This is a genomic window from Micromonospora sp. MA102 (assembly GCF_025460765.1).
GTDB lineage: Bacteria > Actinomycetota > Actinomycetes > Mycobacteriales > Micromonosporaceae > Micromonospora > Micromonospora halotolerans.
In genome coordinates this window covers 72,740-85,597 of sequence record NZ_JAMWEG010000016.1, presented here as the reverse complement: position 1 = coordinate 85,597, position 12,858 = coordinate 72,740, and the positions used below count along the sequence as shown (strand labels likewise).

The 12,858-nt window shown below is 72.1% G+C and carries 13 protein-coding genes; 2 read left to right on the top strand and 11 right to left on the bottom strand.

Translation table 11 applies throughout. The features are described from left to right. Positions 1-94 precede the first annotated feature (94 nt). Both NFX44_RS26030 and NFX44_RS26025 read right to left on the bottom strand, forming a co-directional pair. Entirely contained in the window at positions 95-283 is a 189-nt protein-coding gene (locus NFX44_RS26030; protein ID WP_262286231.1) for a DUF397 domain-containing protein, read from the bottom strand. Further along, positions 274-1,041 carry a DUF5753 domain-containing protein gene (locus NFX44_RS26025; protein WP_262286230.1) on the bottom strand — a complete coding sequence of 256 codons (768 nt, stop codon included), beginning with the start codon at positions 1,039-1,041 and terminating at the stop codon, positions 274-276. Before NFX44_RS26025 ends, NFX44_RS26030 begins: the two co-directional genes overlap by 10 nt. Before the next feature lie 229 nt (positions 1,042-1,270). Here NFX44_RS26025 and NFX44_RS26020 point away from each other — a divergent pair, with 229 nt between their 5' ends. Beyond that, positions 1,271-1,573 (top strand): hypothetical protein, encoded by a 303-nt coding sequence (locus tag NFX44_RS26020; RefSeq protein ID WP_262286229.1) that lies wholly within the window; start codon positions 1,271-1,273, stop codon positions 1,571-1,573. A 43-nt stretch (positions 1,574-1,616) separates the two neighbouring features. On the opposite strand, the gene NFX44_RS26015 is transcribed toward NFX44_RS26020, so the two are convergent. From NFX44_RS26015 to NFX44_RS25980, 8 genes are all read right to left on the bottom strand, one after another. Further along, positions 1,617-3,107 carry a glycoside hydrolase family 130 protein gene (locus tag NFX44_RS26015; RefSeq protein ID WP_315974632.1) on the bottom strand — a complete coding sequence of 497 codons (1,491 nt, stop codon included), beginning with the start codon at positions 3,105-3,107 and terminating at the stop codon, positions 1,617-1,619. Beyond that, a complete protein-coding gene (locus NFX44_RS26010) occupies positions 3,098-4,090 on the bottom strand; it encodes a glycosyltransferase (RefSeq protein ID WP_262286228.1) in 993 nt (330 codons plus the stop codon). Before NFX44_RS26010 ends, NFX44_RS26015 begins: the two co-directional genes overlap by 10 nt. 68 nt (positions 4,091-4,158) lie before the next feature. Next, the gene (locus NFX44_RS26005) at positions 4,159-5,295 is read right to left on the bottom strand and encodes a glycosyltransferase (protein ID WP_262286227.1); all 1,137 of its coding nucleotides are present in this window, start codon (positions 5,293-5,295) and stop codon (positions 4,159-4,161) included. A gap of 47 nt (positions 5,296-5,342) precedes the next feature. Further along, positions 5,343-6,365 carry a glycosyltransferase family 4 protein gene (locus NFX44_RS26000; RefSeq protein WP_262286226.1) on the bottom strand — a complete coding sequence of 341 codons (1,023 nt, stop codon included), beginning with the start codon at positions 6,363-6,365 and terminating at the stop codon, positions 5,343-5,345. Continuing rightward, the gene (locus NFX44_RS25995; protein WP_262286225.1) at positions 6,362-6,535 is read right to left on the bottom strand and encodes a hypothetical protein; all 174 of its coding nucleotides are present in this window, start codon (positions 6,533-6,535) and stop codon (positions 6,362-6,364) included. Before NFX44_RS25995 ends, NFX44_RS26000 begins: the two co-directional genes overlap by 4 nt. 511 nt (positions 6,536-7,046) lie before the next feature. Further along, positions 7,047-7,847: a SigB/SigF/SigG family RNA polymerase sigma factor gene (locus NFX44_RS25990; RefSeq protein ID WP_262286224.1), complete on the bottom strand. Its 801-nt coding sequence runs from the start codon at positions 7,845-7,847 to the stop codon at positions 7,047-7,049. 141 nt (positions 7,848-7,988) lie between these two features. Then, positions 7,989-8,726 (bottom strand): GAF and ANTAR domain-containing protein, encoded by a 738-nt coding sequence (locus NFX44_RS25985; protein WP_262286223.1) that lies wholly within the window; start codon positions 8,724-8,726, stop codon positions 7,989-7,991. 86 nt (positions 8,727-8,812) lie between these two features. Then, positions 8,813-9,208, bottom strand: coding sequence for a hypothetical protein (locus NFX44_RS25980; RefSeq protein ID WP_262286222.1), 396 nt, complete (start codon positions 9,206-9,208; stop codon positions 8,813-8,815). Positions 9,209-9,619: 411 nt separating this feature from the next. Here NFX44_RS25980 and NFX44_RS25975 point away from each other — a divergent pair, with 411 nt between their 5' ends. Continuing rightward, positions 9,620-9,766, top strand: a complete 147-nt coding sequence (locus tag NFX44_RS25975) for a hypothetical protein (RefSeq protein ID WP_262286221.1) — start codon at positions 9,620-9,622, stop codon at positions 9,764-9,766. Between the two features lie 109 nt (positions 9,767-9,875). Here NFX44_RS25975 and NFX44_RS25970 read toward each other — a convergent pair whose 3' ends face one another. Further along, the gene (locus tag NFX44_RS25970) at positions 9,876-12,731 is read right to left on the bottom strand and encodes an aconitate hydratase (RefSeq protein WP_262286220.1); all 2,856 of its coding nucleotides are present in this window, start codon (positions 12,729-12,731) and stop codon (positions 9,876-9,878) included. Positions 12,732-12,858: the final 127 nt, after the last annotated feature.

Genomic DNA, 12,858 nt, shown 5'->3' with positions numbered 1-12,858 from the left:
GTCACCGCGGGAGCGACGCGTGGGAGTTGCCTCGTGTCGGGGAGACGCCGAAGGCCCCCGGCGGGTCGCCGAGGGCCTTCGAAGGTGTACGGGGTCAGCCGCGCCTGGTCATCTCCACGAAGCGCGTCCAGGCGGCCGGGTCGAAGGTGAGCACCGGCCCGGTCGGGTCCTTGGAGTCCCGGACGCCGACGACACCCGCGAGATTGTCCGCGACCTCGACGCAGTCACCGCCGTTGCCGCCGCTCTTGGTGCTCTTGCGCCACCGGGCACCGATCAGGTCCATGCTGTAGCCGCTTCTTTCAGGAGGTCCAGGGACCGCCCGCGGGGAAGAGCCTCACCCCGGATGCGTTCCCACCGGCGCTCCAGCGTAGCAATCTCGGTTGCCTGGTCGATAATCTGCGCACGGGCCTGGCTGTCGACGTGCGCCACCCGCGTGCCGTCCCGCAACTCCGCGAGGGTGAACGGCCCGTCGAGCCCGGGATACGTCGGCGTGTCCCGCGGCACGACGTGGAGCTGGACGCTGGGCAGTTCGGCGCAGGCGACGAGATGGGCCAGCTGCGCGGCCATGAGCCGGCGGTCGCCGGCCGCGGGGCGGCGCAGAACCTGCTCGTCGACCACCGCGACGAAGAACGGCCCGCGTTCCCGGGTGAGGATCGCCTGCCGATCGAGCCGCGCCGCGACCAGATCGGCGACCTCGGCCGTCGTGAGCGGCTGACCGAGGAACGTGGCGCGGGCATAGGCCTCGGTCTGGAGCAGCCCCGGCACCCACGCGAGTTGGAACGCGCGCAGCGCGACCGCCTCGCGCTCGATGTCGACCCAGGGCCGGAACCACACGGGCTCGCGGCGCTGGACCGCGTCCGGCCAGAGCGCGTCGACAGGCCGGCCGAGGAGGCTTGCGACGGTGGCGCGGTGCCGCCCCTGAGGAATATGGCCGGGGTTTGCCCACCGGGCGACGGTCTTCGGATGCACACTGAGCTGACCAGCCAGGCTCTCGGCCGTGTGGCCCGCCTCGGCCAGTGCCGCGACAAACGCGTGGTTCATGCCCGTCCCCTCAGGAACAAAACAACCGTCCGAAGGAGATTACATAACGCTGTGTGATTGCCCGGCAACCCTCGGAAGGCTGTTGTGCAGACGACGCCGAGGAGGGACGCCGATGGCCGAGAACAAGCCGACACCGACAAGTGGTCCGCCGCCGCCCCGCCCGACCATGCCGGGCTCGATCGGGCCGCTCGTTTCTCCGTACCGTGGCCCCGGCAGGGTGACCAACGGCGTGCCCGAAACGCGCTGGCGGACCCGCGGCGGCCCGCCCGTCGCGCACACCGCCACCGGCCCGTCCTGGCGGTGCGACGCCTGCGGTCGGGACTGGCCCTGCCCGGCGCTGCGCGCGATCCCGACGGACGCCGCCCGGCGCGCGACCCTGATCCCGGAGTTCTCCCGGATCACCCGCCGCGCCATCCGGGACCTTCGCGGCCGGCCCGGCGGGCCGGATCCGGTCGCCATCGTCCGCCGCTTCCTCTGGTTCCTGCCGCTCACCGACGAGGAGGCCAGGGCGGTCGCGCTGAGGCTGCGATGAGCGGCGGGACGGGGCCGCGGCCCGGTGACGAGGTCTGCGCCTCCTAGCCACCGATCGGCGGTGCGGGTTCGACCATCGCCGCGATGAGCGCGCTCACCGGTGCGGTGGCGAAGCCGACCCTGGCGTCGCTCGCCCCGTACGGCAGCCACAGCTCGCCGGCGTGCACGAGCCCGCCGCAGGAGTAGACGACGTTCGGCACGTACCCGTCGCGTTCGGCCTCGTCGGGTGCCAGGAGCGCGCCGGGAAGCTCGGCGATGACCCGCTCCGGTCGGTGCAGGTCGAGCAGGAGCGCGCCGATGGCGTACCGGCGCATCGGGCCGACGCCGTGGGTGAGCACCAGCCACCCGGCCTCGGTCTCGATGGGGGAGCCGCAGTTGCCGACCTGGACCAGTTCCCAGCTGTGTCTCGGGGTGCGCAGGGGCACCGGGACCTGCCACCGGTTCTCGCTGTCCAGGCGGGTCAGGCCGATGGTCTCGCCGTCGGAGCGGCAGAGGGCGAGGTGGCGCCCGCCGACGGTACGGGGGAACAGCGCGACGCCCTTGTTGCGGGCGCCCGGCCCACGCATCGGCGTGATCTGGAAGCGGCGCAGGTCGCGGCTGGCCAGCGCGCGGGTGGCGATGTGCCGCCCGTCGTAGGCGGTGTAGGTGGCCCGGTACACCGGGCCGGACTCGTCGACGAACCGGACGAACCGGGCGTCCTCCATGCCGTTGCTCTCGGCCGGGATGGCCGGCCAGAGCACCCGTTGATGCAGGCCGCTGTCGGCGGGGAAGGCCGTGGCGTAGCTGGCCGCGTTGGTGCGGCGCAGGTGTTCGAGGGTGCGCAACCCGGTGCTGCGGGAGAGCAGGTCCGGTGGCAGGCTGCCGAGCACCCGCTCGAAGGTGGCCTCGTCGTACCGTTCGGGCAGGGCGTCCAGCACGGTGGCGGCGACCTCGTTGTCGCAGTCGATCTCGGCCAGGCCCGCGGCGAGCAGGTCCCGACGGTGCCGGACGCCGACCCGACGACCGACCACCGGGGGGCCGGAGCGGTCGGCGACGGCGAGCCGGCGCCCGGGGCCGAGGACCGCGGTGGCGAAGCCGATGGAGGACAGGTGCCCCTCGCCGATCTGGCGCAGGCTCACCGCGACGCGCAGCTGTCCGGGTTCCAGACCGGTCTGGTCGGGATTGGCCACCATCGACGGATTGCACAGCGCGGCGGCCTCGACCGCGTACTCGTGGCTGAAGTAGGCGCCGACCAGGAGACGGGTGGTGGGGGACAGGTCCCGGGCGGGGTCCGCCCGGTGCCGAACGAGGTCGTAGTGGTGCTGGAACGTGCTGTCCAGGTCCCGGTGCCGGCCACCGAAGCGGTCGAAGGTGTCCCGTAGCAGCCGGCCGGTCTCCTCGTCGTCGAGGTGCGCCACGCGGTCGATGAGCGCGTGCGCGCGGGTGCGCACCAGGGCGGCGTCCTCTCCGGGGACGAAGAGCTTGACGATGACCCGGCGTGGATCCGGGGCGAGGGTGAGGTCCTGCCGGACGGCCAGGGTCCGGGTCACGACCACCGCCGGGCATGCTGCAGCGTCGAGATGAGCGCGAGGGTCGACTCGGCGCCCTGGTTGAGGTTGGGTCCGTGCGGGGTCAGGCCGTCGTAGCCGCCACCGGTCGCCGGATCCCACATCGGGGTACCCACGTCGTTGTCGCCGAGGAACCACCCGACCGCCTGACGCACCCCGACGTCCCAGACGGGGTCACCGGTCACCGTGGCGGCCGTCGCGCAGGCGTCGGCGAGGGCGGCGACCTCGATCGGCTGCTGGTCGTGGCGCAGCCGCACCGCGCCACGTCGCCACCCGGCGGCCGGTATGACCGACAGCCGCCCGTCGAGGGTCTGGACGTGGCGCAGCCAGGCCAGCATCCGCAGACCGGTGCCGAGCAGTGGGCCGTCGTCACCCAGCTGACCGGCGGCTATGACGACCTCCGCCAGGGCGCCGTTCGCGTAGGTCAGGCGCTGCTGCGGCCAGGTCCACCGCGGGTTCGGATCGGGGACGCCGACGGCGTCGGCGGCGTCGGCGAGCAGCGCGGCCGCGGCGGCGTGCCCCGGGTGCCGGCGCAGCACCTCGGCGGCGCCGAGCCCGGCGAAGGCCATCGCGTGCGGCGCCGGGGAGCGCCGCGCGGCACCCGCGCCGAAGGCGACCAGCGCCTCCTCCCGGATCCAGGGCGCGGGACTGCGGCCGGCGGCGGTGCCCAGGCCCCACAGTGCCCGACCCCACCAGTCACCGAGCCCGGGCCGGTCGGCCCAGCGCCGGTCGTGGCCGAGCCTGTTGTGGAAGGCGCCGCGGTCGTCCTGCGCGTGGGTCAGGAAGGCGAGGTAGCGCTCCGCGAGCCGGAGCACCGCCTCGGGCGGCTCCGGTTCCCGGCTCGTGACGACCAGACCGCGAGCGACATCGTCGGTGCAGTAGCCGTGTTCCCGCCGGACGATGGCGTGCCGGGCGTGCTCGAACAGGCCCGTGTCGTCGCTCAACCGGGCCAGGTGGGCGAAGCTCGGCACCGGCGCGTTCCGGCGCTGACCGCTAGTGGGGCTGCTGGCCGTCCTGGTGGAACGGTCGGCGGTCGCGGTCACGCCGAGGCCGCGCTGACCGCGGGCGAGCGGGCGGCGAGGAGCCGCCCCGCGAGGGCGTCGTAGCGGGCCGCCACCGCCGGCCAGTTCAGCTGCGCGGCCAGCGGCCGGACGTGGCCGGCCAACCGGGCGGCCAGACCTGGTTCGGTCAGGATCCGCCGGATCGCCGCGGCCAGGGCCGCCGGATCCTGATGGGGTACGACCAGACCGGGGCCGCCGGTGAGCAGCTCGACGGCGTGCGGGAACGGCGTGGCCACGACCGGAACCCCGGCGGCCACCGCCTCGATGAGAACGCCGGAGGTGACCTGTTCGCGGGAGTCGTACGGCAGCACGACCACGTCGGCGGAGCGGATCAGCGCGCTGAGCACCGACTGATCGTGGTAGACCGCCTGGTAGTCCACGGCGTGCGCGACGCCCAGCTGCGCACCGAGCCGGTGCAGACCCGCCCGGTACGCCTCGCCCTGGTGCTCGATCACCTTCGGATGGGTCCGGCCCGCGACGGTGTAGGTAGGTGTGGGGTCGAGGTCCTGCAACCGGGCCAGCGCCCGCAGCGACCACTCGATGCCCTTGCCGGGGCCGATCAGCCCCCAGGTGAGCAGGTGGGGGCGGGTGCGCCGCGGGACGGCCCCGCCGACGTGGACGGCGGCGCCGTGCGGGATGACCGTGACCTTCGCCGGGTCCACGGTGTAGCCCACGAGCAGCCGGTCGCGGGCCGTGTCGGTCATCGTGACCACCGCCCCGGCGGCGGCGACGATCTGCTCCAGCAGTGACTTCTGCTGGGCGGAGGGCTGACGGAGCACGGTGTGCAGGACCACGATGCTCGGCACGGCCAGCCGGCGCAGCAACGGCAGCACGTCCTCTCCGTCCCTGCCGGGGTAGATGCCGTACTCGTGCTGGACGATGGCCATGTCGAAGGTGTTCAGGGCGGCGGCGGCGTCCCGCCAGCCGGTCGGCGTGCGCGCCGACCAGGTGTGCACGACCCCGGGCAGGGCGCGCTGGTCGTCACTCCCGTCGGTGACCCGCACGACGCCACCCCGGGTGCCGTCGGCGGTCAGGTGGGCGGCCAGCGCGGAGTTGAAGGTGGCCAGTCCGCACCGGGTCGGTGGGTGGGTGCTGAGGAAACCGTAGTGGGGCATGGGTGTGGGGCCTTCCGGTTGTCGGCCGCGGGGGATTCGTCGGATGGTCAGCAGGTCCGGCGTTGCGGGCGGTGGATGAGGTCGTCGTAGACGGCCAGGTAGTCGGTGACCATCCGGTCGGCGCCGAAGCGCTGCCGCGCCCGGGCCCGGCAGCCGGCCCGGTCGAGGCCGGTGACCCGGGTCACCGCGTCGGCGGCCTGCTCGACGGTGTGCACGAGAAACCCCGTCACCCCCACGTCGATGACCTCCGGCATGGACCCCCGGGCGTACGCCACGACCGGCGTGCCACAGGCCATCGACTCCACCACCGACAGGCCGAACGGCTCGTCGAAGGCGATCGGGTGCAGCAGCGCGGTGCTGGCGCCCAGGATCTCCGCGCGTCGGCGGGGACCCACCGCGCCGAGGAAGACGACCTGATCGCCGTCGATGTGCGGGGCCACCTGTTCAGTGAAGTACCGCTCGTCCTGCACGATGCCGCAGATGGTCAGGGGTCGGCCGGCGAGCCGCGCTATCTCGATGGCGGTGTGGGTGCCCTTGTCGGGATGGATCCGGCCGAAGGCGACCAGTCCCGAGCCGGCGTCGCGGGTGAACGGCAGCCCGGTGAGGTCGACGCCGTGGTGCACCGTGGCGGCGTAGTCGAGGCCGGCGGTCCGGTCGGCGTCGGAGATCGACACGTAGGACGAGCGGGCCCTGGTGTAGGCGGGAAGGATTCCCGCACCGGAGAAGCCGTGCACGGTGGTGAGCAGCGGAGCGTCGCAGTGCTCGGCGAAGGCCAGCGGCAGCCAGTCGAGGTGGTTGTGCACCAGGTCGAACTGCGCCGAGCGGGCCATCGCGTGCGAGACATGCAGCGCCTCCCACACCCGGCCGTCCATGCTCGGATCGTCGGCGTACCCGCGGGGGCACACACCGTCGAGGGCGGCGGAGGTGACCGAGTCCAGCGTCGCGAAGAGTGTCACGTCGACACCGCGTGCGGTCAGCCCCTCCGCGAGCAGGCCGGTCACCTGCTCCCAGGGGCCGTAGTGGTAGGGGGGTGTCCGCCAGGCGACCGGCCCGAGCAGGGCCACCTTCACGGGGATGTGGCGTCGGCGAGGTCGGCCGGATCAAGACGCAGGGTCGCGAGCAGCCCGACGTGCTTCTCGGAGTCCACCCGCTCCGGCAACTCGCGCTCGACCCAGTCGGCCCTGGCCCGCTGGCCACGCTCCCGTAGCGCGGCAACGATCCTGTGCCTGGCGATCCTCATCGTCTGCTCCCTCGTGAAGCCGTTCCGGACGGTCATGGTCACCAGGTAGCGGTTGGAGGTGCTGGTAGATCCTCATCACCGGGACGCCGAGGTGTGCGGCGGGTATCCGAGTTCTCACTGTGACCGACGAATCGTGCGGTACGGAGCTGGTGTCCCCAGGGGCGGAGCCGGCGTGGCGGGCGCCTCAGCTGCGGAACGTCGTCGAGTCCCGGACCACTCCAGCCTACGCCGGTCCGGCTCGGCCTGCCGGGCGTCGCTCGTGTCAGCGGTCAGCGAACACCGTGACGAGCACCAGAGGTAGGAACAGGACGGTCGCCAGGAGGAACACCCGCATACGGAGCGCGCGGACGTCGACGGCCCGCCGCACCCGCGCACCGAATGTCGAGGGTGCGGATTCTCCTGCAACGGGCGGGGAAGGCCCGGTCGCGGCGATCGGACGAACGGCCATGACACCCTTCCTGGTGGTCGCAACGACCCGGCCCCGCTGCCCGAGCGCCGGGAAGATGGCCGGTCAGCTGAGCATCTCGGCCCTGAGCTGGGCCAGGGAGCGCTTCAGCAGCCGGGAGACGTGCATCTGTGACAACCCGACCCGGCTGGCGATCTGCGCCTGGGTCAGGTCGCCGTGGAACCGCATGGCCAGGATCTGACGCTCTCGCGCGGGGAGCGCCGCGAGGACCAGCCGGAGCGTCATGTGGTCGTCCACGGCGCCGTACCCCGGATCGACGGCGCCGATGAGCGCGATGCGCTCGACGGCGTTGCTCCCGGGCTGCGGCTCGTTCAGGGACGGCAACCGGTAGACCTCCGAGGCGGCGAGGGCGGCCAGGAGTTCGGCGACGGTCACCTTCAGGTGGCCGGCGAGTTCCCCGTCCGTCGGTAGGCGACCGCGTCGCTGCCCGAGCTCGCTCCGGGCGGCGGGCACCCGGTGAGTCAGTTCCTGGGCTGCGCGCGGCACCCGGATCGCCCAGGCGGTGTCCCGGAAGTGCCGCCGCATGGCGCCGAGAATTGTCGGAATGGCGTAGCTGGCGAACGGCGTCCCTCGCTCGGCGTCGTATCCGTCAACGGCCCTGATCAGGGCGAGCGCGCCCACCTGTGCCAGGTCCTCGTAGGGCTCCCCGCGACCGGTGTAGCGGCGGGCCAGCCGACCGGCCAGCGGCAGGTTGGCCTCGATGATCCGGTCTCGCAGCCGTGCGCGGTCGGGATCGTCGGCAGTCAGGCTCGCACGACGACGGAGCAGCTGTTCGCTCTGGCCGGTTGCCGCGTGGTGAGGCGGAGGAGGGAGAACTGCCGTCGCTGTCGCGATGGGGGTGACCATTGTTCAACGCCCCTTACGGGCTGGTGGCGGCGAGACTGGCGGCCACCGGGGACCCGGGCGACAGGCCCACCGTACGCCTCATCCCGCGGCTCGGCACCTCCGCCGGCAGCACTCCCGGGAACCGGCTGGTCAGCGGGCCGGTCAGGGGCCGTCAGTCGGGCCGGCCGGCGGCCGTCCCGGCGCGAACCGCTCGGAACCGTCGACGATCGCCCGGGACAGTTCGGACAGTCGCCGGTTGCGGCAGCGCGCACCGTCGCGCAGCAGCGCGAAGGCCTCACCCACGTCCACCTGGAGGCGCTCGGCGAGGACCCCCTTGGCCTGCTCGATCAGAACTCGGCTGGTGAGCGCGGTCTGCAGCTGTTCGGTGAGGATGTCGCGGCGGTGGATGGCGCGTTGCTGGAGCAGTCCGATGGTGGCCACGTCGGCGAGCGCCTGTCCGATGCGGAGCCTGGCCTCGTCGAGGGCCCCCCGCTGGACGTCGAAGAGGGTCAGCGTGCCGATGACCTCGGAGCGCAGGCGCATGGGCAGAGCGTGCACCGCGGCGAAGCCGACCTCGGCCGCGGCGGCGGTGAACCTCGGCCACCGGCCGGCGCTCGGCAGGTCGGCGACCGACACCGGCTGACCGGTACGGAAGCAGTCCACGGAGGGACCCTGGTCGGTCTGGAGCTGGAACAGCTCCAGCAGTCGGGTGCGTTCGGAGGAGGCGGCGACCACCCGCAGCGTGTCCCGCTGGTCCGTCAGGAGCAACCCGGCCGCCGAGACACCCAGCAGTTCGACACATCGCCCGGCCAACCCGTGCAGGAACTCGATCACGTCGAAGTCGTCGACGAGAGTGTCGGCCAGTTCCACGAACACGTCCGACAGCTGGCTCTCGCCCATGTGACTCACCCTCGTCGAACCCTAGTCCGCCGGCTCTCCGATTGATACGGGTCGTGGTCCCCGCCGCCGGGCAACCACACCGTCGGCTACGACCAGTGTGCCGTCGGTTCGGTTCCCAGCGCGCCGGCGAGTTCGGAAGCGATGAGATCGTCATAGGCGGTGCCGAGTGTCGGCGTGGGGCCGTCGATCTCGCGGAGCCGGTCCGCGGCCCGGCGAGCGGCGATGGCGGTCACCCAGGCGGTGCCGTCGAGCTGGCGGGAGGCGGGCATCGGCGCGAGCCGCCACACCTCGACGAACACCGCCCGGGTCACCGTCACGGCGAGGGCCCGGCTGCCGACGCTCTCACAGACCTGCGCGAAGACGGCGCGGACGAGACGACGGTGGAAACGGCGGAAAGCGGCCTGGTCGCGGTCGGCGATCCGCTGGACGAGATCGTTGACGGACTCGGTGCGCGGCACGCCGTAGACGTGTGGGACAGGCATCCGACGCTCCTGGTGGTGTGCCTGCGGGTTGGGACACCGCCAGGGACCAGGGCAGTTGCTGCGTCCCTCACCCTACGCCACCGGTCAAACGACGGAGCGCTCCGTCGAGGGAACGCAACGACCCAGGAACACCAAGCGCGCCAGGCCGAACGAGCGTACGATCGGGGCATCCCGGAATCGACGACATCCCATTTCTGAGGTGCCAGCCACACCGGCCCCACCCCCAAGGGGATGTCATGTCCGGCAATCGCCCCCGAACCGCACCGGCGGACCCGGTCACCACCGCGCCGCCGCGGGCCCCAGCCTGGCTCCGATGATCCCGACCGCGGGGCGGACCCGGCCCTGATCCTGGGCCTCGACTCCGTCGGGCACCGCGCCTTCACGAACACCGACGATCGGAAGGGAACAGCCATGGCAACCATGGCCGAGCGCATCCGCATGTTCCTCCACAACCCGCAAGGACAACGGCTCACCCGGCAGACGCGTGAGCAGCTCGGCAAGCCCGACAACCAGCAGCGGCTGCGGAAGTTCGCGGAACGACTGCGGCGACGGGGGTGACCCCCGCCGGCTCCCGATCCGGCTGAGCGCGGGCAGTCGCCGCGACACCGGTAGACGCCGAGGGCCCCTCCCCGCGATCGCGGGGAGGGGCCCTTTCCGGGGTACGACGTCAGTTGGCGATCATGCGGCGCAGCACGTACTGCAGGATGCCGCCGTGCCGGTAGTAGTCGGCCTCACCGGGGGTGTCGATGCGGACCACGGCGTCGAACTCCACGCCGGTGTCGGTGGTGACCTTCACGGTGCGCGGGGTGTCGCCGTCGTTGAGGGCGGTGACGCCGCTGATCGAGAAGGTCTCCGTGCCGGTCAGGCCCAGCGACTCGGCGGTGGCGTCGACCGGGAACTGCAGCGGCAGGACGCCCATGCCGATGAGGTTCGAGCGGTGGATCCGCTCGTACGACTCGGCGATGACGGCCTTGACCCCGAGCAGCATGGTGCCCTTGGCCGCCCAGTCGCGGGACGAGCCGGAGCCGTACTCCTTGCCGGCCAGGATGACCAGCGGGACGCCCGCCTCCTGGTACGCCATCGAGGCGTCGTAGATCGAGGTCTGCTCGCCGGTCAGGTGGTTGACCGTGAAGCCGCCCTCGACGCCCGGCACGAGCTGGTTGCGCAGCCGGATGTTGGCGAAGGTGCCCCGGATCATCACCTCGTGGTTGCCGCGGCGGGAGCCGTACGAGTTGAACTCGTGCCGCGCCACGCCGTGCTCGGCGAGGTACTTCCCGGCGGGCGAGTCCGCCTTGATCGAGCCGGCGGGGGAGATGTGGTCGGTGGTCACCGAGTCGCCCAGCTTGGCCAGCACCCGGGCGCCGGCGATGTCCTGCACCGGCTGCGGGTCGCGCTCCATGCCCTCGAAGTACGGAGGCTTGCGCACGTAGGTCGAGTCGCCGGCCCAGGCGAAGGTGTCGCCCGTCGGGGTGGGCAGCGACTGCCAGCGCTCGTCACCGGCGAACACGTCCGCGTACGCGGAGCTGAAGCCGGTGGCGCCGATCGCCGAGGCGATGACGTCCTGGATCTCGGCGCTGTTCGGCCAGATCTCCCGTAGGAACACGGGGTTGCCCTGCGCGTCCTCGCCGATCGGCTCGTTCGCCAGGTCGATGTCCATGGTGCCGGCGAGCGCGTACGCGACCACCAGCGGCGGGGACGCCAGGTAGTTCATCTTGACGTCCGGGTTGATCCGGCCCTCGAAGTTGCGGTTGCCGGACAGCACCGAGACGACGGCCAGGTCGCCCTCGTTGACCGCGGCGGAGACCTCCTCCGGCAGCGGGCCGGAGTTGCCGATGCAGGTCGTGCAGCCGTAGCCGACCAGGTTGAAGCCGAGCTTCTCCAGGTAGGGCGTGAGGCCGGCGCGGTCGTAGTAGTCCATGACGACCTTGGAGCCCGGGGCCAGGGTGGTCTTCACCCACGGCTTGCGGTTCAGGCCCTTGTCCACGGCGTTCCGCGCCAGCAGCGCGGCGCCGATCATGACCTGCGGGTTGGAGGTGTTGGTGCAGGAGGTGATCGCGGCGATCACCACGGCGCCGTGGTCCAGCTCGTACTCGACGCCGTCCGCGCCGGTCACCCGGACCGGGTTGGTGGCCCGGCCGCCCGCGCCCACCGCGGCGGTCTCCAGGTCCCGCGGGGCGTCGGCCGGGTCGTTGACCCCGTTGGCCGGGGAGTCGCTGGCCGGGAAGGACTCGGCGCTGGCCTCGTCGGCCGGGCCGTCGGTGCCGAACGGCTTCTCCAGCTGCGGCACGCCCGGCTTGCGACCCGGGTCGCCGCCGGTCTCGTCGGCTGCCACGTAGTCGCTCAGCGCGGAGCGGAACAGCGTCTTGGCGCTGCCCAGCGGCACCCGGTCCTGCGGGCGCTTCGGGCCGGCCAGGGACGGCTCGATGGTGCCGAGGTCCAGCTCCAGGCGCTCCGAGTACTCCGGCTCGCGCTCCGGGTCGTGCCAGAGGCCCTGCTCCTTGGCGTACGCCTCGACCAGCGCGACCTGCTGCGGGTCGCGGCCGGTCAGCTCCAGGTAGCGGACGGTCTCGGCGTCGATCGGGAAGATCGCGACGGTGGAGCCGTACTCCGGGGACATGTTGCCGATGGTGGCCCGGTTGGCCAGCGGCACCGCGCTGACGCCGGGGCCGTAGAACTCGACGAACTTGCCGACCACGCCGTGCTTGCGCAGCATCTCGGTGATGGTGAGCACCAGGTCGGTGGCGGTGGTGCCGGCCGGCATCTCGCCGGAGAGCTTGAAGCCGACGACCCGGGGGATCAGCATGCTGACCGGCTGGCCGAGCATCGCGGCCTCGGCCTCGATGCCGCCGACGCCCCAGCCCAGCACGCCCAGGCCGTTGACCATCGTGGTGTGCGAGTCGGTGCCGACCACGGTGTCCGGGTACGCCTGACCGTTGCGCTCCATGACCGTGCGGGCCAGGTACTCGATGTTGACCTGGTGCACGATGCCGGTGCCCGGCGGGACGACCTTGAACTCGTTGAACGCGGTCTGGCCCCACCGCAGGAACTGGTAGCGCTCCTTGTTGCGCTGGTACTCCAGCTCCACGTTGCGCTCGAAGGCGTCCTCGCGACCGAACAGGTCGGCGATGACCGAGTGGTCGATGACCAGCTCGGCCGGGGCGAGCGGGTTCACCTTGGTGGCGTCGCCGCCCAGGTCGCGCACGGCCTCACGCATGGTGGCCAGGTCGACGACGCAGGGCACGCCGGTGAAGTCCTGCATCAGCACCCGGGCCGGGGTGAACTGGATCTCCACGCTCGGGTCGGCGGTGGGGTCCCACGCACCGAGCTGCTGGATGTGGTCGGCGGTGATGTTCGCGCCGTCCTCGGTCCGCAGCAGGTTCTCCAGCAGGATCTTCAAGCTGTAGGGCAGCCGGTCGTGGCCCTCCACCTTGTCGATCCTGAAAATCTCGTAGCTCGCGTCTCCGACGCGTAGCTGGGTCTTCGCACCGAAGGTGTCGAGGCTCGCCACGTCGTACTCCTTCACACCAGCGACCGTGAGTAGTCCTGAGCAGTTTGTCGCACCGGCCGGGGCGTCGCCGTGCTTAGGCGACACTTACCTGCGTCGGTCTCAACAAAACCGTACGTCCGTCTTGCTATTCGCGCAACCTCAT